We start from the raw sequence: 25,183 nt of genomic DNA, 5'->3' as shown, positions 1-25,183 counted from the left end.
CCAGTAAATGAAAAAACAAGCGTGGTCTCCACCATAATAATGAAGCACCACGCCATCTTTCTTGTCTCATCACGTTTCTTATTTCTGTGAGATGTTTAGATAGATAATTAGATTAAATGTTTTACCGCCCGTACACTGACATATCAAACCCGTCATCTGTAACATAGCCTTCAATACTCCAAATTTTTAATTGTTCTTGCTTCGCTTCGTTCTCAGCTTCTATGAACTCGTCCAGATACTTTGTGTTCGGTTCAGATAAATTCGACACTTTTGCAAATCCTCTTTGAACAAGCAGTTTGTTAAAGTTAACGTATTCAGATCCGTTTTTCATCCAAATATAACCGAGAGTGTGCCCGTTCTTATTTCTTTCTGGATTCCCTCGTTCTAATTTCAAAGTAGCACCTAGTAAATTCTCTAAATTACTACGCGCTCGCGATCCGAATTCTTGTGGGTCCACAGATGGGTCTACAATCTCTGGCGTGTCAATAAGCAATAACTGCACGGTTTCTTCGCCATTGTCACCTTCTACGACTACAGTTTCACCGTCAGTCACGCTCTTTAGCGTTACTTCTTCGGTGATAGCTTCGAGGTCGTACTCTGTCGTCCCTAACTCACCGTACTCAGCTTCTAATTCTTTGTTTTTGTCTTCGATACTTTTATTATTTTCTTCCTCTTCTAGTTCCTTTTCCACTTTTTCCTCTTGTTCCTGTAATTTTTTCTCTTCTTTTTCCATTTCTTCAGCTATATTACCCACTTATTTATGGGATTCTCCATGGAGTGATGGATTCCATAAGCAGGTAAGAGGATATAGTGAGGTTGCAACATTTTTGTTTGAAAGGTTTAAGGACTCGAAAGATGAAACGTTATTTTATCCTATAGCTTTTTTAATGAGAAATGCAATTGAGATAGGGTTAAAAAGACTTCTTCACATGAAGATGGAGCAAGGTGTTGAGGTGCGTAAAATTAAAGGCAAGAGGAATTCACATAGATTGCATAAAGACCTATGGCGGTCAATTAAACCAATGTTGGATTATTATTCCAAAAAAGATAATCAGGATGAAGAGACACTGAGTACATATTGTCTGTAATAAGTTTGGATAAGAATGGGATATATTTAGATATCCGTGTTCATACAGTAGTGAATACAAATTTAATGATGAAGAGGTTGATGTTGAAAACTTTTATAATTATCTGTTAGGACTTTTCCATTTTATCGAAGGGTGTGATGCATGGTTAGATCATATCAGAGACTTTGAAATGGAAATGAGGCAAGAATATGAATTTGAGATGCGCAGTGAGGAGTAAGAAATGAGTACGGCAAGGATTTCAACGAAAGGGAAGAAGCAAGTCGTAAACAGAGTATAGCCAGTGATATATTGGATGCTACTGTCCAGATAAAAAATTATTTCAAAGAATGGATAGATAATATAACAGTAATTGGTATAGAGCTTAAAGCAGACTTCAAAGATTTAATTGATAATAGTAATCGCTTGTTTTTATTATTCAATTATGCTTTAACACTTGAGGGAACCTATTATGTAGAAAACATATGTTATATTCATGGTATGCAAGATTCGGATATTTTATTTGGTCATGGTAACGATGATGATTATATAGATTACTACTTAACTCTCACCACACTGGAGTAGAGATTGAACTCTGTCCACTAACTAAGATGTGAGACTTAGAAAGGATGCTGATAATGCCATCGAATTAAACAAAACCTTTTTTGAAGTAACTTTATACTAGGAGCATACTCTATGTACCAACCCGAATCACAATCTATTACATTTTCAACCTTAATACATGACATTTTTTATAAATACCCAGTCCAAAAAGGACATCGATTAATCATTCCAAAACAACATAAACCAACTATTGTGAAGCAACATCAGAAGACATCATCGTCATTCACCAATTGATCGAATAAGGAAAAGCTTTGATTGATTACCAATATCAACCTGATGGCTACAATATCGGTCTCAATATTGGATAGTTTGGTGGTCAGACGATTGATCATCTTCATTTTCATTTAATTCCACGATATAAAGGGGATATAGATGATCCTCGAAGTGGCATTCGAAAAGCGGTTCCATCGATTAAACAGTGAACATTTTTAATTTTTGCCCCATAATTAAACCTTTTTATGCTTAACTTAATCTGCCCACCTGTTGTTACAAATATCTTAATATTGACTATAAAGATAGGTAATATAAAGGTTTAAAATAAGTTAATGAATATAAGAATTTCCACTGAAACGATTTGTTCCTAAATATAATCATCTTATATATGCTGGAGAAACAAAATCATACAATGTTATCATTTAAGGTAATAAATTTTTTTGGAGGTACGCTATGAATAAAGTTGTGAATACACAAAAAGAAAAATATAAAGCTTGGGTGACGGAAAATTTAGGTGAAAAAACAGGTATATGGTACACGCCATATCTTGAAAAACTTGGACATCTGTTAGAAAAGTTTGGTTTGGCTAGCGGCTATAAGGAAAATTTCTTTGAATATCAATCCTATTCGGAATTTAAAAGGAACTATCAACAAATGACAGAACAAAGTGATGAGGATATTGAGAGATTAGTATCTGGTAAAAGTACACCTCGATATCCAGAAAAGTTTGGTAAGACAAGAATTCAATTTAGAAAAAAATATGCGGAAGAACAATATAATCGCGGGGAAAGAAGTAAGCCTGATAATTTAGGTGGGATACCTGACTGGGGCGTTTTAATGCGATCCTATTTAATATTCTTATATTATGATGAAAACCCTACTTTAACTTATCCTAAAAAAGAGAAGAAAATTAAGAATCAAGAAGATGAAATTGATAACAGCATTAATTATTGGGTCATTTCACCAGGTGAAAATTCGAGATTATGGGATCAGTTCTCCGCAGAAAATATGATTGCACTTGGTTGGGACTATTTAGGGGATTTAAAAAACTATGATTCAAAGGAAGCTGTTGAACGAAAAATAGCTGAGCAAAGAGCGGATGGGGTACGCCCTGTCAATGATACTAAGGCTGTCTGGGATTTCTATCGTGAAATTCAAACAGGCGACGTTGTATATGTAAAAGAAGGAATGAAGAGAATCCTCGCACGTGGAGTTGTTACGGGAGATTACTATTTTGATGATGAAGCATCAGAGTATAAACATAGAAGAAAAGTAGATTGGCTTCAAGTTGGAAATTGGGAACTACATCAGTCATTTGCTCAAAAAACGTTAACATGTTTAAATGCTTATCCAAATTTTATTCAAGAAATTGACCAAGTAATGAACGAAGATTTTATTGACCCGAAAATTGCTGAAGTAAATGAATTTCGAAATTGGTTATCCAATCAAGTTACTGATACCGGAGCTAGCTTGAATGATAAAACAGTTACCCAAAAAGTAAATGCGTTAAAGGATATAGAGCAATATTTTGATGCTCCAATTTTTGGTGAAACTGATATTGAGCAACTAAAACGGTTGAAAGATGCTGTCGTTTCAGATGAAGCCTACAAAAAATATAAAGGCGTATCGGGAAGCTCAATTGACTACTACATTCGTTTTATTGAATCTAAGCCGACTGTTCAAGAAAATGAATCCTATACAATGGATGAATTTCTTTCGGATGTTTTTATCGAGGAGAAAGAGCTTAGACGTCTAATTTCTCTTCTTGAAAATAAGAAGAATCTTATTTTGAAAGGTGCACCGGGAGTAGGTAAAACGTATATTGCCAAACGTTTAGCGAATGTAATGATGGAAGAAAAAGATGAAACACGAATCCATATGGTTCAGTTCCACCAAAGCTATAGTTATGAGGACTTCATTGAAGGGTTCCGTCCAAAAGCTGCAGGAGAAGGGTTTGAACTGAAACAAGGTCCGTTTGTGAAGTTTGCTAGAAAAGCAGCACGAGATCCAGAACGAGACTACTTCTTTATTATTGATGAAATTAATCGGGGGAATATGAGTAAAATATTTGGAGAATTAATGATGCTTATCGAAGCAGATAAGCGAGGCGAGCAAATCAATCTACTATATTCTAATGATATGTTTTCTGTGCCATCGAATTTATACATAATTGGGATGATGAATACGGCAGATAGAAGCTTAGCTTTATTAGACTACGCACTTAGAAGAAGATTTTCATTTTTTGAAATTAAACCAGCATTTCAAAATGAGACATTTAAGTCGTATGTAAACGAATTAAATAATCCAGAAGTTCTAAATCGTATCATTAATGAAATTAAAAGCTTAAATAATCAAATTGTTGAAGAGCTAGGGACAGGATTTCTAATTGGGCATAGCTACTTTGTAGGTGATGCTTATAAAGTAGATACTGCAACTCGTGTAGAAGAAGTAATCGACTATGAAATTATTCCACAGCTATTCGAGTATTGGTTTGATGATGAACAGAAAGCAAACGATTGGGCTGAACGACTAAGAGGTTGTTACGATGGAGAGAAATAATAATATTCCAATTCGTAATATATACTATATGCTTTCCTATGCATATCAAACGTTAAATCTTACCGAGTATAAACAAATTGGAACAGAAAAGTTTGAGAACGTTAAAGAGCTTTACGCAAAAATTTTATCCATTGGTATACCTATTTTGATTCGCGGAGGATTAAGTAAAGGTTATATAAGTGTTGAAGAGACTTCCAATGTTATTAAGGGGAAAATTGATATCAATTCTACGATAAAGAAAAATGCATTGGTAAATAAAAAAATTGCAGTAGTTTATGATGAATTCTCTGAAAATATATTGTTGAATCAAATTATTAAAGCGACACTCGTTTACCTATCACGTTCAAATAAAATAAGTCAAAAAATGCGTAGATTATTTTACGGTTTGCTGCCTTATTTTACAGAGGTATCAGATGTAGAGCTAGATTTGAAGCTATGGAATAACGTTAGATATAACCGCCAAAACATTCGTTATCAATTTATTGTAGACGTGTGTAGATATCTTTATGAGCAGTTATTATTTGATGAAAGCTCTACATCTCAAATGATGAAAGAAGTTCAAGACGAACAAAGATTATCGTCTTTATATGAAAAGTTCATCTATGCATTTTTCAAACGTGAAACGAAATATAAGGTATCCCATCCTCAAATTCAGTGGAGTGTTGATGATGAATTCACAGATGCATTACCGATTATGCAAACAGACCTCGTACTTCAAAAAGATAAAAAAACATTGATTGTGGATGCGAAATTTTATTCTGAGAATATGGTAGCAAGGTTTGAAGGTGGAATGACAAAACAAAATTCAGGAAACCTTTATCAAATATTTACTTATATAAATAATTGGAAAGCAGATCCGGAAGAAAAGGTTGCAGGCATGTTACTTTATGCGAAAACAACGGCATTAAATCAACCTAATCATATTTATCAGATTAAAGGTAATCAAATTTTTGTTGTATCTCTTGATTTACAACAAGATTTTAGCAACATAAAGGAGAACCTATTAGCATATGTCAATCAATTTTTTACGTAGTTTTATCAGTTAGCGACAAATAACCTACACCTATTATTCAGATCTGGGAAAAGGCTGTAATTGCTAGACTATAATAGACAGTCTGAACAGTAAAGCGTTGTTTGAGCATACTAAGAGGTCGATATATTTGTCATAGCAAGTACGAGTAACGTATTAAAAGCGCATACAAGCGGATAGATCAAGCATTTAAGTTCCCTACTGAATAAGGTCACTCATATTTTACCTTAAAAATAGGTACTGATTAGATAAGATCGCTAACATTTTTGTGGAAAGGGGTAACTGAGAGACCTCCTATAGGCAGAAACCATCAAGGGGCCCATCAGTGTGTAATGCTGCAAGTCGCAATAGAGCGGTATGTGATTATTTTCGTTCCATTACTGCGAAATAATTTCCTTCATTATCTAAAAAATTAAATACCCTTCCAGAAAGTGTACTGACAAGCTCTCCGACCGTTATGTGCTTGTCACCTTTTATGTGATGGTAAGAAGGTAAGCTTTACATTAGAAAAGAGTGAAGGAACTATACAATTGGTAGTGTGAGTCGGAGAAACATACTAACCACATGGTTTTAATATGAACCCACTTTGAAGCAATTGCCAATAACATATTTAATCTATTCATAGAGAAATGGGAATGATGAAATAAATCATTCCTTTTTCTTTCTATAATGATAAGCGTTATAACTATAACTCTCATACAGGACAGGTGTCGTGCCAGTCCTTCCACATTCTTCCACTGTTTTTATATTCCTCACCTTGTATTCTTTTTGGTGGCAGGTAATAATAGTAAATTATACCTTATCCGTATCTAAAACGCTTCACACTTTTCTAATTAATACCCTGAAAAACTCCTAAAAATGAAGAGATCCAAATATAATGTAAGAAATCCATTTTCTATTTTGTGTAAAAGGAACTTATTAATGTGTTCAAAACCCTCATGTCTCGTTATACTAGTATTTAATGGAATTAGAAGAATATCTCCATTATCCCATGGTAAATGAATACATGGATTTTACAGTAAAAAAGGAGTTTGCAAGATGACGAGTTTTAAATTAAATTATGAAACTGTGAAAAGCGGAATATTACCGCCGATTTCCCTCAGCTTACATGAATCATATACCACTGCAATTTATAGTGATACTGATATGCAGGCTGAGTTGATAGATACACTTCTCCATAATGGAGAGATCACCGTGTTTAATCGGAAGGAAGGATTATATGATCGTTTGACAGTAATGGATAATGTCACTTTCTATCATAAATGGTTCGGTTGTTCGATACCATTACCTGAAATTCTCGTAATGTTTGAATTGCAAATGTGTGCCAAAAAGCGTTTACGAAAATGCTCGCAGTCTGAAATTGCCCGTGTATACTATGCAAAATATTTTATGATGGATACACATCCGATGGTATTCCAGGAACCGATTCATGGTGTCGATATTAAGACGATTAATACCTTTATCAATATGCTTAAAAAAATAACAGACAACAAGACGCCGGCACTTATTTTAGTATCTAATATCGAACATGCACTGCTTCTTAGTGATGTTGCCTATAAGTTACAGGAAAAAGGTCTGCAGAAATTAGAAGTAGATACCGGGGAAAAGGATAAGAGTATACCTGAAGCAGAATCAGCTGCTACTTTATCAACAGCAAAGCTATTTAAAATCCCTGCAAAGATAGATGATAAAGTCATTTTGTTCGATCCAATGGAAATTGATTATATTGAAAGTCAGGAAGGTAAAGCCATGATTGTAATCAATCATGAATCGTTTTCACTGGATTCGACGCTTGCAGAAATAGAAAAGAAATTAGAAGTCTATGGATTTTATCGCTGCCACCGATCGTACATCGTCAATCTGCAAAAAGTACGGGAAATTATTACATGGTCCAAAAATATATACTCACTCCGCGTGGATAACCAAGTCAAGTCGACCATTCCATTATCACGGACGAAAATACAAGGTATTCAGGATATGTTTAACCTGAAATAAGTACACTTCAGCACTTGCATGCAACAAAACGCTTTCTGGGAGATTCATTCAAGTAAAAACAGGTACAGTTCGGTCTTCATTTAGTACATCTCGCCTTGATATTACTGCATGCACAAGCAATCTGGTATACGATAAGCTCAGATCATTAAAGGAGGAGTTCAATTGGAACATGCAATTAAAGTTACTGGGCTTAGAAAGGTATTTGGTAAACATCCAGCCATTGGAAATATCAGTTTCGATGTGAAGCCAGGGGAGATTTTTGGCTTGCTGGGACCAAGTGGTTCAGGTAAAACAACCACGATAAAAATCTTAACAGGCGAACTTGGACAGACAGCAGGGGATGTACATGTATTAAATACAAATGCTCGATCATTTGGAACGGCTGATTTTAAATCCAGAATTGGCATACTATCTGATAATAGTTCGTTGTATGAACGTCTTACCGTATATGATAACTTGAAATTGTTTTGTAAGTTGTATGATACACCACTGGAACGAATCGATGTCATGCTGGATGAAGTAAATTTGAAAGACGCACGCAGTAAAGTCGTATCCAAATTATCAAAAGGGATGAAGCAGCGTGTTCTGCTGGCAAAAGCACTTATTCATCAACCAGAACTCGTATTTTTAGACGAACCTACCTCTGCTTTAGACCCGGGCAATGCTGCACATATTCATCGCGGCTTGCAGAAACTGAATGAAGCAGGGACGACAATTTTTATAACGACACACGATATGGAGGAAGCAACAGAATTGTGTGATCGAGTAGCTTTTTTAAACAATGGGAAAATACAGGAGCTAGGTAGCCCGGATGCTCTACGATATAAATATTCCACACATGCCTTTCATGTGGAAACATTTGATGATGAATGGCTGGTAATTGAAAATAAAAAAGAGAATGCAGATAAAATGAGGGATCTAATTGCCAGCGGGGAAGTAAAAGCCATACACTCGGACAATCCCACACTTGGACAGATCTTTTTAAAAGTAACCGGGAAGGAGCTTGTATAATGAACACACAACGTATAGGTGCCATTTTTGAAAAAGACTTAAAAGATTTTATGAAGAATATGATGCTTTTAACAATGCCGATCATTCCTATTATACTGTCGTTAATTTACAGTCGTCTAGGTGGGGATGAGGGGCTGCCGGTACCGATGTTATATTTAATTGTCGGGGTCACTTTTTCCTCTGTAACAGCAAGCAGCATGATGACCATGATGGCAGAGGAAAATGAAAAGAAGACATTACGAGGTCTGATGCTGTCACCCGCTTCTTTTATGGATATTATTTTTGGTAAAAGTCTTGTAGTCGGACTTATGACTTTCATTGCTTTAACGATCTCTCTGTTTTTCGTTGGCATGGAACCATTCCTGAACGTGCAGGTAATCATCGGGTTAATTCTATTATTTCTATTCTTTTTATTCCTTGGGATTGGAATTGGGTTATTCACAAACTCTATTGCTGCCACGTCTGCCTATCTAATGCCGGTCATGTTTTTATTTGGATTCACTCCAATGATTGATTTTCTTGGGCTTGGAGAGGACAATATCGCCATTAAGATAGCGGAGTTCTTTCCGCTCATGCAGTTAATCAACATGCATGATACCGAATCCTGGATGCCGATAGGTATTGTTGCAATATGGGCTTTGGCTGCAGCAATTTTTACTTTTATTTGTTTTAAAAAAGAAAGAACGGATGACTGATTGTAAGAGCGGATTCTATCTATAAATGGATAAAATTTTTCACATTGACAGGCAACACATTCCCTTTTTTAATTTTCCCTCCAGGGAACTCCCATTTGTTAGGTAGTGACATATCACGTGATCGTAAAGCACAAAGAATTTCATGGTTATCATTTTCAATACACGCCGCAACTACTCCAATGAGAATGTATATAGTTTATTTATTAAATAGAATGAATGTTCGGTCAATTTGTGGTATACTAAAAAATGGATAATGTTCTTTTAGGGTAGGATCGGCTAATCCCCGCAAGAAAGGGGGTGATGCCTATGAGTATGTATGAGAGTTTCATGGTACTATTTGGATTTGGTACCTTCCTGATTGCATTACTCGCATTGATCGTTTCGTTGATCAATAGAAAATAGACCTCCCTATTTGCCCTGAAAAGTAATTAGGAGAGGTCTAGCCCTATGGGTTAGCCGATCCCACTGGGGGAACCGCTTATCCATAACCCGTAGTGTCTGCTACGGGTTATATTATATGCATTTCTTACCTTTATTATAACATATGGATCAGAAATTGTCATAATCACAAATGGAGACGAGATTGTGACATTTCCATACTGTCAAACACTCCATTAGACATTATCTTGGAAAATGATTAGGCACTTTACTTTTTTGATAAGAAACAGAGGGAGGTTCTATTGTTTCACCTATTTTTCGAATGTGAAACGAAGTAATCCTCCCTCTGCTTCTTTGGTTTTGGTACCTTCTTGATTGCATTACTCGCATTGATCGTTTCGTTGATCAAACGAAAATAGATCTCCCTATTAACCAACCAAGTGAGTAGGAGAGGTCTATTCCAATCATTGGTTAGTTGATCTTCCAGGGGAACCGCTTATCCATAACCCATAGTGCCTGCTATAAATTATATAATATGCGCCTCTAACAAACATTATAACACATATATCAGAAATTTCCATAATTACCAAAAGTAGATGAAACAAGAAGGCGGAACTTTTTGTGTCTCTTCTTTTTGCACGTGAAACATTAGCTTCCCACTAAGAGAAGAAAAGGCACTCAATCAGATTACCTCATCCTACTTGTCTAATCATTCTCATGCTTTACAAACTTTCACCTTGGAAATCATTCTTCCGTCCACTTCTTCAACCTTGAAAACGAACCCTTCATACTCAATGGCATCGGTATCTCCAACCGCGGGAATACGTCCGATCTGACCAATGATAAATCCGCTCAATGTTTCATATTCATCAACCGGAAGTGCGACGTCAAAATATTCAACTACCTCATCCAAATCTATACTACCATTCACATAGAACCTGTTGTTATCGATTTTTGTGATATCTGTAATAATCTCATCATCTTCATCAAAGATCTCACCTACAATTTCCTCCAAAAGGTCTTCTAGTGTAACAATACCAGCTGTTCCCCCGAATTCGTCTATTATGATGGCGATATGAATTTTGTTTTGCTGAAAATCTTTGAATAATTCATCCAGTGTTTTAAACATGGGAGCGATGTATGGTTTTCTGCAGAAGTCCATCACATTAAAATCATCTGGATTATTAGAAACGTTCAAATACTGAATAAGGTCTTTGGCATGCAATATTCCAACAACATTATCAATACTGTCTTCAAACACCGGAACTCTTGAAAATTTTTCTTGGTCAACAACAGATACAACCTCTTCTAGAGAAGCGTCGGCAGGAAGGGTAACAATCTCGGTTCGATGAGTCATAACCTCACTGACCTTGACTGCCCAGCGTTTGATAGTGCCTTGGATGATTTTGTTCTCCTCTTCTTCGAAAACCCCTTCTTTAGTCCCTACATTCGCCAACATAGCTAATTCCTCTCTGCTTGTAGTCGTTGTTTGATCATCAGTGGAGTTTTTGGCTATTATTTTTGTAATGTATTCTGATATTATGACTAACGGATACGTAATATAAATTAAGTATTGAATAATTTGGCCAGCTGCTAGAGCCATACTTTTCCAGTATCTTGCACCTAGAGTTTTCGGAATGATTTCTGAAACAACAAGGATAAGGATGGTCAGAACAGCTGAGACCACTCCAAAATACACTTCACCAAGAACTTTAGTCGCTTGCGCCCCGACACCGGACGCGCCAACGGTATGGGCAATTGTATTAAGTGTTAGAATGGCGGAAAGAGGGCGATCCACATTTTCCTTCATATTAATAAAAAGCTTGGCACGTTTGTTTCCACTTTCTGCTTTTACATTCAAATACGAAGAAGTTGTGGAAAGAAAGACTGCTTCGAGCACAGAACAAAGAAAGGATACACCTAGAGCCAAGAACAAATAAAAAAACAGAAGTATCATAAGATATTTTAACCTCTTTCTAATTATTATAAATATACAAGAATTTTTTGTCAGATCGTTATTTATACATCGACTTATAGTGTAAGCTACCCTAGTATGGCAAAAATAAAACCTTTGCAGAAACAAGGGAACGGTTCTTGCATGTTTCATTTATTGTTATTTGGAATTGAAAAGTTGCCAAAGAGGAAATGGAGTGGAAGTTCAAAGGGCATCGTAGTCTGTGAAGACAACACCTTTTTCCTTTGTTTCTCCATAAAAAAACAGCACCACCCTATATAACCGTACTAAAATGATCTGTGATTATCGAATACACGCCTAATTTTATGTGTTGACACTTATACAGTTAATATTACACTTCTGGAATGTTTGGTTGTTACTGTTTGCCAGAAAGTTGTAGTGTAAATCATTCTTTTTATGACCGTCCCTAAATTTTTTATTTCACCTCAAGAAAGGCTTTCTTGACCACAATCTACCCCCAATTATATTTTTTGACAAATCCTGTATTTAGAAATATAATTTGGTTGGTTGACCAAATAATTAATGAGGTGTATCAATGGAAAAGCAAAATAAACGTCAATTGTTAATCGATGCAGCATATAAGGTTTTTGCGCGAAATGGTTATAAGGATGCTTCGATAAAAGATATCGCACATTATGCGAACATTACACCAGGACTTGTCCATTATTATTTTAAGAGTAAAGAGGAATTATTTTTTGCCGTTCAAGAAAAAGTGCAAAGAGAATACCATTTGAAATATGAGGGTGCAGACAAGGATTCAACATCTTTCTTAGATGTTTTAGAAGAGATTAAAACTCGTGCATCGGAGAATCCTGACTGGTATCGATTACGATATGAAAGCTATGCTCATGGGATGAAGGAAGAAGCTTTTCAGGAGGATGTAGCAGCTTTTTTGAAAAAGGGAAGAGAAAGTATCGAATGGCCGTTAAAAGAAGTTGCTCCAAGTAAATCGGGAAACGGAGAATTGGCCGGAATTTTACTAGCTTGTTTCGATGGATTAGCTTTGCAAAAAATTGTGGACGAAGATTTTAACATTGATCAAGCTTATGAAATACTGTGGGAGCTAATTAGTAAATATATAAAGGAATAATTTTTTTGTTGTAATTTGGTTGGGTGACCAACTAAAGATGAGGGAGAGGGAAGATAAAATGAGAAGATCTTTGATGATGGTGGTTTTTTTGATGATACTTGGGATGCCGATTTCTGCCCATGCTGCTGAAGATTCACATGTAGAACAAATCGAAACATATATGAGAGATGCAATAGAGAAATACAAAATATCTGGGGCTTCCTTGGCTGTAGTGAAGGACGATAAGGTCATTTTTCAAGATAGCTGGGGAGTTCAAAGTGATGATTCTGTAGTGACGGATCATTCATTATTTTTGTTAGGGTCATTAAGTAAACCACTGACGAGTCTTGGAGTTATGCGTTTGGTCGAGGAAGGTAAGATTGACTTAGATACGCGGATTAAAGATTATGTTCCAGAGTTAGTGTCACAGTATGCTGACTTAGAAGACGTAACAGTTCGCCAGTTGCTATCGCATACGAGTGGATTTTCCAGTTATGCTGGGTTAGAAGTTGCAGATCGAAATGTGCGAGGGGAAGATGCCATTCAGAAGGTAATTGAAGGTACTGATGACTTTTCGCTTGCTTATAATCCAGGTGAAGTGTATGAATATAGCGCGATGAATTACTTGTTGCTTGGATATGTTATTGAATCTGTTTCTCATCAATCGTTTTCAGATTATATGCAAGCAGAAGTTTTTAATGAGTTGAATATGGAACGTACTGTGGCTACTTATGAAGAAGCAGATAAATTAGGTTATCAAAATGGCTTTCAATCCTGGTTTGGAAAGCCAGTGAAGAGTGATATTATTTATGATAATAGTGGCGCTCCTTATGGTTATATGGCGTCTAGTGTGAATGATATGGTGATGTATGTTGAATTTTTATTAAATAAAGGAAACGGGGTTCTTACTGAAAAAGCGTTTGATGTATATACGTCACCACAGGTTGAACGGGGTGAGGATTCTTACTATGGATTGGGCTGGTTTATCACGACTAAAATGAATGATCCATATTATTTTCATAGCGGATCAACGCCAACATCTTTAGCGCAGTTGTTGGTGGACGAGCAGGATGGATTTGGTTTTGTTTTACTGACAAATAAACATAATATTTCCGAAGTTTTACACACTACATATATGCGCAATGGGATTAAGCAAATCTTAGAGGGTGATGGAATACCAGAGCTTCCAGATTCAAGTTATACGATGCAGGGTATCGCTTTGGGAGCCAGTTTGGTTATTACTTTAATTGCAGTATGGAGCCTGTATCATTTGTTAAGGAAAAAAGTTGTGCGTACTAAGTTATGGGTAGGCGTAGGAATAGTTGCACTCATTATGGCAGTTACCTTCATACCAGTTTTAACAGAGGCATTCCATTCTCCTTGGTACACCATTAAATTGGTAGCACCTGACACTGCATTTTTCATTCAGTGGACAGTTGGTGTGCTTGTTTTGTACGGGATCAGCACACTGTTTATACTTTTTTGGAACCGGACGTCTGTGAAGGAAATGGAAAAGAAGACTTAGAACCAATGATGAAAATTACTATTAATAAGGGAAATGCTAATCAGTGGGTAAGACAGCATCAGCAAATCATTGTAAAAATGGAAGTGAAGCAACGATTTTTAGTTTGGAAATGGGGACAAAGCAGCTTTTGCAACGAATGATTTCAGCGGAAGCACAAGTGAACGGACAAGAGTGGAGAAGCACAACAATTTCCGCAACCGAATCTGCAATTGATAACGCCAACGAACAACATGATCGAATGGACATTTCGATTGGGGGAGATCACAAGAGAATAAAGCTTCTAGCAATTGAGCTGGAGATCCCCATTATATTACTCTCTCTGAAATTCCCCATTCATTGAAGACTCTATTAAATGTAGAGCAATAGAATCCGACCCAATACATTGGTTTTAGATACGATCCACCCTACCTCTTCCCTTACAACAGACATATTCTTCCTTACTAAACAATATATTTTTAGTAGGTGTTTTCCAAATGGAACATGACCTATTTTGATCATTGTTAAAAGTAAAAGTGGGGAGGATTAAGTATGAAATATGAAGCGCCAAATCAACCAGGTTCCGTGGTGAATTTTAAGGCAAGATATGACAACTATATTGGCGGTGAGTGGAAGCCGCCTGTAAAAGGACAATATTTTGAAAACGTGACACCAGTTACAGGTGAAGTTTTTTGTGAAATTGCTCGTTCTACTGCTGAGGATGTAGAGCTTGCACTAGATGCTGCCCACGAGGCTGCACCATCATGGGGGAAAACATCTCCAGCGGAACGAGCAAATATTTTAAATAAAATAGCCGATCGCATAGAAGAAAATGTAGAAATGCTAGCTGTTGCAGAATCTTGGGATAATGGAAAAGCGGTACGAGAAACGTTAGCTGCAGACTTGCCATTAGCTGTTGACCATTTCCGTTATTTTGCAGCAACTATTCGAGCTCAAGAAGGCTCAATTAGTCAACTTGATGAGGATACAGTCGCATATCACTTCCATGAACCACTTGGCGTCGTTGGACAAATCATTCCTTGGAACTTTCCAATATTAATGGCAACGTGGAAGCTTGCCCCAGCACTAGCTGCAGGTAATGCGGTTGTCATCAAGCCTGCAGAACAAACTCCAGCTTCGATTCATGTCTTACTTGAACTAATAAATGATTTACTTCCGCCTGGTGTACTCAACGTTGTAAATGGATTTGGCTTAGAAGCGGGTAAACCGTTGGCTTCGAGTAGCCGTATTGCAAAAATTGCCTTTACTGGTGAAACAACAACGGGGCGTCTCATTATGCAATATGCCTCTGAAAACATTATTCCAGTTACGTTAGAGCTAGGAGGGAAATCCCCCAATATTTTCTTTAAAGATGTCATGGCTCAAGATGACGACTTTTTAGATAAAGCCATTGAAGGTATGGTCATGTTTGCTTTAAACCAAGGGGAAGTTTGTACATGTCCGTCACGTGCTTTAATACATGAAGATATTTATGATGCGTTTATCGAGCGAGCTGTAGAGCGTGTGAAAGCGATAAAAATTGGTCATCCATTAGACACGGAAACGATGATGGGTGCTCAAGCATCTACAGAACAAATGGAAAAGATTTCGTCTTATTTAGATATCGGTAAGCAAGAGGGAGCAGAGGTGCTAATTGGTGGTGAACGAAACCAATTAGATGGAGAGCTTTCAAATGGTTTTTATGTCAAGCCAACTATTTTCAAAGGTCATAATAAGATGAGAATTTTCCAAGAAGAAATTTTTGGTCCGGTTCTTGCTGTTACAACATTTAAAGATGATGAAGAGGTGCTAGATATTGCGAATGACACGTTATATGGATTAGGTGCAGGTGTTTGGACACGTGATTTTCATAAGGCATACAGGTTCGGTCGAGGTATTCAAGCCGGGCGTGTGTGGACCAATACGTATCATGATTACCCTGCTCATGCTGCTTTTGGTGGTTATAAGAAATCAGGAATTGGAAGGGAAAATCATCTCATGATGTTATCTCATTATCAACAAACGAAAAACTTACTCGTAAGTTATAGTACGAAACCAAAAGGATTTTTCTAATCCTTAAGAAAGGAGGCGGGTGCATGGCCAAACAAGAAAAGGTCTTAGCAACGGATGAGGCAGTGGAGTTAATGGATCAATTAAAAGAGAAGCATGGTCCTTTAATGTTCCATCAGTCTGGTGGTTGCTGTGATGGAAGCTCGCCGATGTGCTATCCAAGAGGAGAATTTCGAGTTGGAGATTCTGATATTTTATTAGGTTATGTTAATGATGCCCCTTTTTATATGTCGAAAGATCAATACGAATACTGGAAGCATACCCAGCTGATTATTGATGTAGTAGAAGGCCGAGGAGGTATGTTTTCTCTGGAAAACCCAGAAGGTAAGCGTTTTTTAATTCGGTCACGGGTTTTTTAGTCAACATGATGAAATAAGATGACAAAAACGAAGCTTAAATAAGGCTTCGTTTTTGATGTTTGAAATGATGTAGCTATTGGTTAATAGGGAGTTAAACTTTTTACACCCACGCTCTAAATAATAGAAAGCACAAACTACTCTTATAAATTTAAGGTGACACAATCGATAAAGGAATGTAATCACTTAATAGAAAATCTATTTAAAAATTCCGGTCACGCTAAAGAAAAACCTTTGATCTATCATGAGATGCTTTATTTAATATACGTTGGTTGAATACGGGCTTACTAGGGCTTGTTAAGAAAAGTGTGTAAGTTATTTTAAATACTTTAACACACGATCTTTTAGTTGGTCATGAATTAATAATTGGTTCATCATCATAGCCCATTGCTGTATGTGGCCACCGTCCCATTTGTCTTCTAACTCTTTAGTTCGTAAATATAAGACTTTTACTAGGGCATTCTCGTGTGGGAATGCTCCTTTTTGGGTAACTTTACGAAAGCTGGCGTGTATACTTTCCACGGCATTGGTCGTATACATGATTTTTGCGAATCGCATTACCGAAATCAAAAAGCTGTTCCACATGAGAAAATCCATACATCAATGGTTCCAGGGTAAGAGGACCATTGTTGTTGGAAGGTTTCAAAGGTGCTGCGACAGGCTTTTAGACTAGGTGCACCATATATCTTTCTTATAGGCCGCTTATTACAATATTTTTGAAAGATAATAAGAACAAAATTGATTCTTTTGCATCATGAAAATTCACAAGAATCTTACTATTATTTAACATTCATTTGCTAGAATTTTCATTGAGAAATGATAGAGAGGGGAGATTTATATTAATAGAAAACGTTGGGTAGGTATGTTGTTAGCAGTAAATGTAACCTTATTTTCTTTTACACCAGTAATTCAAGTGAATGCGGAGGCAAATCCAGTATCAGAAGTTCGAACTGCTTCGTCAGATCGTACGGAACCGATTGTTACAGTCGGTCCTGCGGGGAAAACACTTTTAGCAAATGAAGAAAAAACAACAATTGGACCTGGGATTCAGCTTAGCAGTTTTGAACGTTATGATGCACGTGGATGGTTAAATGGGGAAGTAATGACAATTGATTTATCGGATGATTCGGTGTCAGCTGATTTGCTTTATCCAGGTGTAGTTACAGGAGCTAGACCGCTTTATGAAATGGCAAAACAGGCAGGGGCTGTTGGAGGTGTAAATGGCGATTTTTTTGATATCAATCGTACAAATGCACCGTTAGGGACAATGATTCAAGATGGTGAACTAGTAAAAGGCCCACAAGGTTCTCACACGTTAACCGCTGGGGTAAATGAGAAAGGGTTAGGTGAAATTACCAATATCTTTCTTGATGGAATAGTTCAGCTTCCAAATGGTGATCTTCCATTAGATGCGCTCAATCAATCTAGCATCCCTAAAGATAGAATCGGTCTTTATACATCTGTCTGGGGAGTAGAAGCGCGACCTAATGGTGGGAGTTCTGTATATGAAGTAACGGTTCGAGATGGAGAAGTAGTTGAAGTTTCGGATCAGGTAGGACAAGGCCAGATTGAAGAAAATACATTTGTTCTAGTTGGCCGTGAAGATGGCGCTAGTCAGCTTAAAGATCTTTCTGTAGGAGATGAGGTGTCGATTTCTTATGCACCAAAGGTTGACAGTGATATGTTAATGAAATTTGCCATTGGCGGTAATGTGAAGTTAGTAGATAATGGGGAAGTAATAGAGAATCTAAATGACAGTACAACCGCACCAAGAACAGCAGTTGGATTTTCAGAAGATGGTAAGACAATGATTTTAGCCTTAATCGATGGCCGTCAAATGGATAGCCGCGGGATGACGTACAAGGAATTGGCAGAACTAATGAAGGAACACGGGGCGTACCAAGCCTTAAATATCGATGGCGGCGGCTCGTCGACAATGGTTGCTCGAATGCCAGGCTATGAAGATGCAGAAGTAGTAAACAATCCTTCCGATGGATCCCAACGCGCGGTACCAAATGGTATTGGTATTTTTGCTGAAGCAGGCAGTGGTGAGTTGACAAACTTTGCTATTGAAACAGTGTTAAATTCTGAATACAGTAACCGAATTTTTCCTGGATTAAGCAGAAGTTTTGTTGGACGTGGACATGATGAAAATTATTCCCCAGTGGATGTTGAAGGGATAAGCTGGCAGGCACTTCCTGGAGATGTTGGGTTTTTTGATGAAGATGGTATTTTTTATGCGAAAAAACCTGGACAGGCTGTTGCTGAAGCGCAGATTAAAATGGCAAAAGGAACATCGGAAATTACCGTTCTAGGCGAACTGGAACGAATCGAAACAACACAGTCCTATCTTGGACTTGAAATGGGAAGAGAAGGGAAGTTTTCCGTAATTGGCTATGATAAAGATGGTTATTCTGCGCCAATTGAAGGAAGAGATATTCAAATAGAATATGATGAAACAGTTATTATGGTAGAAGAATTTGAAAATGGAATTTTTTCTGTTGAGCCACTGCAAGACGGCGGATCAACAACGATATCTGTAACCGTACAGGAGAAAGAGACACATGTTCCAGTGACGATTGGTTTAGCAGCTGAGGGCATTTCTGGATTTGAGACAAGTGAGGGATGGACAGCTACGAAATATCCTTCCAGTGTTGGTACGTCGATGGAAGTGGTACCAGGACGGGATGGAAGCAGTGTACAGCTAAATTATGATTTCTCAACGACTACATCTACTCGTGCTGCTTATTTGCAGGCATCACCGAGAATCGAACTTCCAGGTGATGTGCAAAAGATAGGTTTATGGGTTAACGGTGATGGAAATGGGGCATGGCTCCGTACGGTAATCGAGGATGCCTCGGGTACAAATTATACATTAACATTAGCGAGTCAAGTTAATTGGACAGGCTGGAAATACGTTGAAACAACGTTGCCTGAGGGAATTCAGTATCCAGTGAAGTTATGGCGTATTTATCCGGTAGAAACAAATCCAAATGAGCAGTATACAGGGCAGCTCATTTTTGATGATTTAACGGTGGAGGTACCGCCTTCTATTGAAATACATGATCAGAACACAGTCGAAGGAGACCCTCTTATCATTCAAAATGATACGTTGGGTGAAGACCGATGGAAATTTGCCGTTTTATCTGACAGTCAGTTTGTTGCCAAGAACCCTAATAGTTCTCAAGTAAAAATGGCTCGAGAATCCCTGCAGCAAATAGTTGCTGAAAACCCTGATTTTTTAGTTATAAATGGGGACCTAGTGGATACAGCGTGGGAAGAGGACTTTGTCTTTGCGGAACAAGTATTAGAAGAGGAAGTGGGAGATAAATTCCCTATTTATTATACTCCTGGTAATCATGAAATCACTGGCTCTGGGAATTTAGATAACTTCTTAGCTGTGTTCGGGGAGAATCGTTATAATTTTGATCATAAAGGAACTAGATTTATTTTACTAGATTCATCAACAGGAAGTTTTCGCACGAGTGATTTTGACCAATTGATAGAGTTGAGAGAATCTTTGAATGATGCAGCTACTGATCCTTCTATCAATAATGTCGTCGTATTTGGGCATCATCCGACAAGTGATCCATTGCCAACGAATAATAGTCAGCTTTCTGATAGGAAAGAGGCGGAGTTGATAGAGAATTGGCTGACTGATTTCCGCGAAATGTCAGAAGGAAAAGGTTCAATATATATTAGTGGACACGCCCATACTGTAAATCTAGAACGGGTAGAAGGTGTACCATACATGGTTGTTGGTTCAGCAGGAAAAGCACCATACGGTTCACCTGAAAATGGTGGATTTTATGCTTGGAACATGTTTGGCGTGGATCCTACACCAATTCCAGACAAGGCAGCAGGTCCGGAACATGCAGCAGATAACAGCAAGGTAAAAGGAACAGAATGGATTCAAGCAGAAGTACGGCCTTTATTAGAATCCATTACGCTTGATGCTCCGGAGGCCTTGACAGCGGGAGATATCGTGCAGTTAAGTGCAACCGGACACCAACAAGGCGGTTTAGAATTTCCGCTTCGCTATCCAGCATCTGTCATCTGGGAAGCTAGCGAAAATGTATTTGTTGGAACCGGCAGTAAACTTGTAAAAGCTGAGAATTCCGGTAAGTATGCTGCAATATTTGATACAGCAACCAATGAATTGAAAGCATTAGCTGCTGCAGAAATTTCTATCAAAATAACATCAAATAATGCTGAAGTGATTGAAAATATTACTATAGAGTAACGAGATCCTAGCTAAGATACATGATGCTTCCTGAATTTTGTCGAAAAGATTTTTTAATAACAAGAGTGGTTTATATGCAATAGAAGTAAGCCACTCTTTCTTTTGGATTTTTCATAATAAAACAGTGCAGGAATCTTAAAATTAACAATGTTTAGAGGAGGAAACTTATGAACAGACTTCTTATAGCTCTGTTATTTTTTGTTGTAACTGTAAGTTCTTTTATGACAGATGTTGTAAATGTTGAAGCAAAGGATAACCCTAGAAAAGCAACCATTCTGTATTTTAATGATGCTCATGAAGTGAGCCCAGTTGTGAACGAATACGGGGACCGAGGTGGAGTGGCGAGACTTAAAACGGCTATTGACCTTGTTCGCGAAGAGAATAAGCATACACTTGTAGCTTTTGGTGGTGACTTAGGAGGAGGAACACTATTCGGTGGAGTATATCAAGGATTTCCCATTGTAGAAGCTTTCAATCGAATTGATATTGATATTGCAAATTTTGGACAGCATGATTTTGACTTCGGTTCTCACGTTACAAAAGAGTTAGTTCAGGAATCAGAGTTTCCATGGATTTCTTCCAATTTAACAGACGCAGAAGGAAGCCCATTTGCCGATGTTTCAACCTTTAAAATTTTTAATAAGCGTGGAATTAAAATTGGATTAATTGGACTTACAGATAACATGAATACGACAACAATTGATGGTCAAGTTGAACAGCAGGATATCATTCAGTCAGCCAAAAATACAGTTGCAAAGATGAAGGAAACAAAAAAAGTGGATGTTATTATTGCTTTAACACAGGAAAACTTAGAGAAAGACAAACAATTATTATCAGCTGTTCCTGAAATTGATGCTGTATTTACAGAAGAAAAAGCGGAAAATCAGTCTTTTATATATGAATTCGATAGTCGTTATATCTTTGCTCCAGAAGGTAATATTGGCTCGATAATCCGATTGGATATTAATAAAAAAGGGAAGGATATTCAATTAAATCCAGAAATTATAGAAATCGATCATACCGTGCCGGAGGATCTAGAATTAAAGTCTTTTGCAGATTACTACGAGGAAAAGTTGGAAGAGGACTTAGGACAATCAATTGCTCAATTAGAAACACCACTAATCTATGGCGATAACCATGAGTCAAGATATCAAGAAACGAATATTGGTAATTTCGTTGCAGATAGTTACCGTTCTTATTTTAATGCTGATATTGGGTTTATGAATGGTGGCGGTATTCGTACGAGTGTGCCAGAAGGTGAATTCACATTGCGTGATTCCTATTCAATCCTTCCATTTCGGAATAAAGTGATCTTGGCTAATGTTACAGGAGATACTATTCGAGCAGCTCTAGAAAATGGAGTATCAAACGTAGAAAATCTAGGCGGTGGTTTTTTACAAGTATCAGGTCTAAAATATTCCTATCATCGAAATAAACTAGAAGGATCAAGAGTAGATAATATTTTGGTAAATAATGAACCGCTTGAGTTGCAAAAAGACTATACAGTAGCAATGCCCAATTATATTTTTAATGGTGGAGACGGGTTTACGATGTTTAGTCAGAGTATGTTAGTTGTTAATGAAACAAATGCTCGAACAGATGCCGAAGTGTTGATTGAGTATGCCAAAAATTTAGAGGTAATTCATGAGACTATAGAAGGAAGGATTACGGTTTCTGATAAGTAACCTGTGGTTAACATAAAAGCTTTTATGTAAAAACAAATTAACTAGAAGTTTATGCCCTATCCGTAAATCAGTCGGATAGGGTTTTTAATGGAATGAGATTTACGAAACATGGTCTTCATTGACAACTGAAAATACAAGTAGTGATCTTGTAGAAGATGGTTATATATAAGCTTATCGTATCATTTTATTTAGTTACAAATAAATTGATTTATTACAATTTATTTCATATATATTAATGAAAGGAGGTGTCGATGTGAGTGAATAGTTTAGAGTATTATGTTTTTTAACTTTTTGTTGGTCGCATGTTCTGATAATGGTGGTTCGGGAATGTAAGCGATGTTGTAATTCAAGATGGCCTCTGAAGTACATGCATCAAGTTTAACCAAAGTGTAAAGATGAGTATTTCGATAAAAATGTTTTGCAGAGTGAGACAAGTAATGCCCCAAATTACTTACAAGTGTTGGACTAGAAAAGCCTCGAGCGTAGGAATTGCTCACAGTTTTTACTTAAAGTAGTTTATAAACAATACCGCTGACTTTGTTCAGATGCGGGTCTTAATTGGAATGTTTGTAATCCAACTGTGCTAGATCTATGGGAATTAAGCTGTCCCAACATCCGGAAATAATTGTTTTAATACAATGATTTTGTTGAAAAGCATCATGAGTTGTTTTAAATGATTGGTCCCATTAGTTTTGAGGCTGCAAATCAGTTAATACTTCATCTATCGTTGAATTCCAATTTTATATTAAATTCCTTAGAAAGGAACGTGATTACTATTAAAGGGAAAACTTTTAAGATATCCTTACTTTTTCTGTTCATTTCCATTTTGTTTACTTCCACATACAATGCTGAGAGTACTTCTGAGTCGAGTTCTATAACTTCATCTACCGATACTTTTTCAAATCCAATTAATACAGCAGGTGCTGATCCATATGCTATGTTGCATACGGATGGTTATTATTATTTTACCCGTACGTTAGGTCACCGCATAGACATTTGGAAATCAAGGACTCTAACGGGAATAGACCTTGGTGAGAGGGAAACAATTTGGGAGAAACCAACAGATTTAAAGGATATATGGGCGCCTGAAATTCACCATATTGATGGAAAATGGTATATTTACTACACTGCAAACACAAGCTGTGGAGACGATTGTAGAGGGGTATATGTTCTTGAAAATTCTGCTTCGGACCCTCTGGAAGGAGAATGGGTTGAAAAAGGAAAAGTTAACACCCAATATGCAGGGTTAGACGGTTCGGTTTTTGAGCATAATGGTGAACTATATTTTATGTATGCGGCATATGGTGATTGGTCTGGTGAACATGGCAGTGCTGTTGCTATTGCACCAATGTCTAATCCATGGACGTTAAGTGGAGAGAACGTCATCTTAACGTATCCAGAATATGATTGGGAAAAGCAAGGAATGCACGTTAATGAGGGTGCAGTTATCCTAAAGCGAAACGGAAAAATATTTCTTGTATACTCTGGAAGTGCTTGTTGGGAAGATGATTATGCAATCGGTATGCTGACAGCTTCTGAAAATAGTAACTTACTTGATCCAAATTCATGGTCAAAATCAACAGAACCACTATTTAGTAAATCCGTTGAAAACGGTGTTTATGGTCCAGGTCACAATTCTTTTGTTAAATCGAAGAACGGTACGGAAGATTGGATTGTTTACCACGGAAACAGCGGTCCTGACCAAGGATGTGGACCTCGTCCTACCAGATTACAAAAGTTTACCTGGAATGATGAGGGAGCTCCGGATTTTGGTGTGCCAACCAATGGGCCAATGGACACTCCGTCTAGTGATTACCGAATAGAAGCTGAACACGCTATAGCAAACAAAGTGAAAATAAATAATAACAAAAATAACTCAGAACAGCAGACTGTTACAATAAATAATAAAAACAGCTCTCTACTCTTTGAAGATGTTAATGTACCAGAAGCAGGAATCTATACTTTAACTGTTAATTATTCTAATTATGCTAGACCAGATGCTTCAAGTATAGTTACTGTAAATGGCAAAGCATCAACTCTAAAATATCCACACACAGGCAAGAAAAACTTTGAAAGCGTATCCATGCAAGTTGAACTTAACAAAGGATTTAACAACACCATTAAATTTATGAAAGATAAACATGCTGTTGAACTAGAATATATAGAAATATCAGGCGAAGTAGAGTTCACTGTTAAATCTGGTTCTCCATATAAACTGATTAATCCTAATGGTGGTAAAGCACTAGATGTGTCACAAGAAGGTAACAATGTCCTTACATGGGATGAAGCAAATGGTGACGATTCTCAAGCCTGGGAGTTTATTGAGTTGAATGATGGTACTTATAAAGTGAAAAATACTGACAATGGAAAATTTTTATCCTTAGATGGTGATCCGACTGAAGCATGGGCAAACGTAAATGTACAGGATTGGAATGGTACTGCTTCTCAAAAGTGGGAACTTAAAAAGACCAATGATCGTTATTACAAGCTGATAAATATGGCGAATGGAAAGGCATTAGATGTAGGAGGGGCTAGTATTGACAGCGGTGCAAACATAGGAACATGGGAAGATATCGCTAACGGACCAGCACAAATGTGGGTGTTGTATGAAATGGATGAATAACGTAAAAGAGATCGACAGGGTACAATGCCTGTCGATTTCTTTTAAATTATCCAACATTATAATAAAAAGTAGTGAAAAATAATTGTTTTGTT

Annotated in this window: 17 protein-coding genes and 5 pseudogenes; 17 read left to right on the top strand and 5 right to left on the bottom strand. The window is 37.1% G+C overall.

The window, feature by feature from the left end; translation table 11 throughout:
• Nucleotides 1-121 precede the first annotated feature (121 nt).
• A complete protein-coding gene (locus GI584_RS23445; protein WP_153792832.1) occupies nt 122-754 on the bottom strand; it encodes a thermonuclease family protein in 633 nt (210 codons plus the stop codon).
• A 586-nt stretch (nt 755-1,340) separates the two neighbouring features.
• Between GI584_RS23445 and GI584_RS23440 the strand changes: the two are divergent.
• The 4 genes and pseudogenes from GI584_RS23440 to GI584_RS23425 all read left to right on the top strand — a co-directional run.
• Nucleotides 1,341-1,649, top strand: a pseudogene (locus GI584_RS23440) (AbiH family protein); the annotation flags it as partial.
• A gap of 111 nt (nt 1,650-1,760) precedes the next feature.
• Nucleotides 1,761-1,922: a hypothetical protein gene (locus GI584_RS24175; protein ID WP_153792830.1), complete on the top strand. Its 162-nt coding sequence runs from the start codon at nt 1,761-1,763 to the stop codon at nt 1,920-1,922.
• 432 nt (nt 1,923-2,354) lie between these two features.
• A complete protein-coding gene (locus tag GI584_RS23900) occupies nt 2,355-4,460 on the top strand; it encodes an AAA family ATPase (protein ID WP_194842082.1) in 2,106 nt (701 codons plus the stop codon).
• Nucleotides 4,447-5,493: a 5-methylcytosine restriction system specificity protein McrC gene (locus GI584_RS23425; protein ID WP_153792829.1), complete on the top strand. Its 1,047-nt coding sequence runs from the start codon at nt 4,447-4,449 to the stop codon at nt 5,491-5,493. Before GI584_RS23900 ends, GI584_RS23425 begins: the two co-directional genes overlap by 14 nt.
• A 360-nt stretch (nt 5,494-5,853) precedes the next feature.
• Here the strand turns inward: GI584_RS23425 and GI584_RS24165 are convergent.
• Nucleotides 5,854-5,958: pseudogene (locus GI584_RS24165) on the bottom strand (VOC family protein); the annotation flags it as partial.
• Between the two features lie 570 nt (nt 5,959-6,528).
• Here GI584_RS24165 and GI584_RS23415 point away from each other — a divergent pair.
• The 3 genes from GI584_RS23415 (at nt 6,529) to GI584_RS23405 (ending at nt 9,191) form a co-directional block, all read left to right on the top strand.
• Nucleotides 6,529-7,485 (top strand): LytTR family transcriptional regulator DNA-binding domain-containing protein, encoded by a 957-nt coding sequence (locus GI584_RS23415; protein ID WP_153792828.1) that lies wholly within the window; start codon nt 6,529-6,531, stop codon nt 7,483-7,485.
• Between the two features lie 162 nt (nt 7,486-7,647).
• Entirely contained in the window at nt 7,648-8,496 is an 849-nt protein-coding gene (locus GI584_RS23410; RefSeq protein WP_153792827.1) for an ABC transporter ATP-binding protein, read from the top strand.
• Nucleotides 8,496-9,191: an ABC transporter permease gene (locus GI584_RS23405; protein WP_153792826.1), complete on the top strand. Its 696-nt coding sequence runs from the start codon at nt 8,496-8,498 to the stop codon at nt 9,189-9,191. Before GI584_RS23410 ends, GI584_RS23405 begins: the two co-directional genes overlap by 1 nt.
• Nucleotides 9,192-9,252: 61 nt before the next feature.
• On the opposite strand, the pseudogene GI584_RS24160 reads toward GI584_RS23405, so the two are convergent.
• Nucleotides 9,253-9,384, bottom strand: a pseudogene (locus tag GI584_RS24160) (NUDIX domain-containing protein); the annotation flags it as partial.
• A gap of 113 nt (nt 9,385-9,497) precedes the next feature.
• Here GI584_RS24160 and GI584_RS23395 point away from each other — a divergent pair.
• A complete protein-coding gene (locus GI584_RS23395) occupies nt 9,498-9,593 on the top strand; it encodes a putative holin-like toxin (RefSeq protein WP_073200242.1) in 96 nt (31 codons plus the stop codon).
• A gap of 329 nt (nt 9,594-9,922) precedes the next feature.
• Nucleotides 9,923-9,988 (top strand): annotated as a pseudogene (locus tag GI584_RS24325) (putative holin-like toxin); the annotation flags it as partial.
• 296 nt (nt 9,989-10,284) lie between these two features.
• On the opposite strand, the gene GI584_RS23385 reads toward GI584_RS24325, so the two are convergent.
• Nucleotides 10,285-11,526: a hemolysin family protein gene (locus tag GI584_RS23385; protein WP_194842081.1), complete on the bottom strand. Its 1,242-nt coding sequence runs from the start codon at nt 11,524-11,526 to the stop codon at nt 10,285-10,287.
• A 553-nt stretch (nt 11,527-12,079) separates the two neighbouring features.
• Here GI584_RS23385 and GI584_RS23380 point away from each other — a divergent pair.
• From GI584_RS23380 to GI584_RS23360, 5 genes are all read left to right on the top strand, one after another.
• Nucleotides 12,080-12,634, top strand: a complete 555-nt coding sequence (locus tag GI584_RS23380; protein ID WP_153792823.1) for a TetR/AcrR family transcriptional regulator — start codon at nt 12,080-12,082, stop codon at nt 12,632-12,634.
• Nucleotides 12,635-12,692: 58 nt separating this feature from the next.
• Nucleotides 12,693-14,138: a serine hydrolase gene (locus GI584_RS23375; RefSeq protein ID WP_194842080.1), complete on the top strand. Its 1,446-nt coding sequence runs from the start codon at nt 12,693-12,695 to the stop codon at nt 14,136-14,138.
• A gap of 43 nt (nt 14,139-14,181) precedes the next feature.
• Nucleotides 14,182-14,478: a DnaB-like helicase C-terminal domain-containing protein gene (locus GI584_RS23370; protein WP_153792821.1), complete on the top strand. Its 297-nt coding sequence runs from the start codon at nt 14,182-14,184 to the stop codon at nt 14,476-14,478.
• 188 nt (nt 14,479-14,666) lie between these two features.
• Nucleotides 14,667-16,187, top strand: coding sequence for an aldehyde dehydrogenase (adh, locus tag GI584_RS23365; protein ID WP_153792820.1), 1,521 nt, complete (start codon nt 14,667-14,669; stop codon nt 16,185-16,187).
• 23 nt (nt 16,188-16,210) lie between these two features.
• Nucleotides 16,211-16,543, top strand: a complete 333-nt coding sequence (locus tag GI584_RS23360) for a DUF779 domain-containing protein (protein WP_153792819.1) — start codon at nt 16,211-16,213, stop codon at nt 16,541-16,543.
• Nucleotides 16,544-16,855: 312 nt separating this feature from the next.
• On the opposite strand, the pseudogene GI584_RS23355 reads toward GI584_RS23360, so the two are convergent.
• Nucleotides 16,856-17,235 (bottom strand): annotated as a pseudogene (locus GI584_RS23355) (transposase); the annotation flags it as partial.
• 167 nt (nt 17,236-17,402) lie between these two features.
• On the opposite strand from GI584_RS23355, the gene GI584_RS23350 reads away from it, so the two are divergent.
• The 3 genes from GI584_RS23350 (at nt 17,403) to GI584_RS24320 (ending at nt 25,091) form a co-directional block, all read left to right on the top strand.
• Nucleotides 17,403-20,783, top strand: a complete 3,381-nt coding sequence (locus GI584_RS23350) for a phosphodiester glycosidase family protein (RefSeq protein WP_153792818.1) — start codon at nt 17,403-17,405, stop codon at nt 20,781-20,783.
• A gap of 167 nt (nt 20,784-20,950) precedes the next feature.
• Nucleotides 20,951-22,468, top strand: coding sequence for a bifunctional metallophosphatase/5'-nucleotidase (locus tag GI584_RS23345; protein ID WP_153792817.1), 1,518 nt, complete (start codon nt 20,951-20,953; stop codon nt 22,466-22,468).
• A gap of 673 nt (nt 22,469-23,141) precedes the next feature.
• Nucleotides 23,142-25,091: a family 43 glycosylhydrolase gene (locus tag GI584_RS24320; RefSeq protein WP_153792816.1), complete on the top strand. Its 1,950-nt coding sequence runs from the start codon at nt 23,142-23,144 to the stop codon at nt 25,089-25,091.
• Nucleotides 25,092-25,183 lie beyond the last annotated feature (92 nt).

The organism is Gracilibacillus salitolerans, assembly GCF_009650095.1.
Classification (GTDB): Bacteria; Bacillota; Bacilli; order Bacillales; family Amphibacillaceae; genus Gracilibacillus; species Gracilibacillus salitolerans.
The sequence above is the reverse complement of the archived record's forward strand: the minus strand, read 5'-3'. Positions and strand labels throughout refer to the sequence as shown.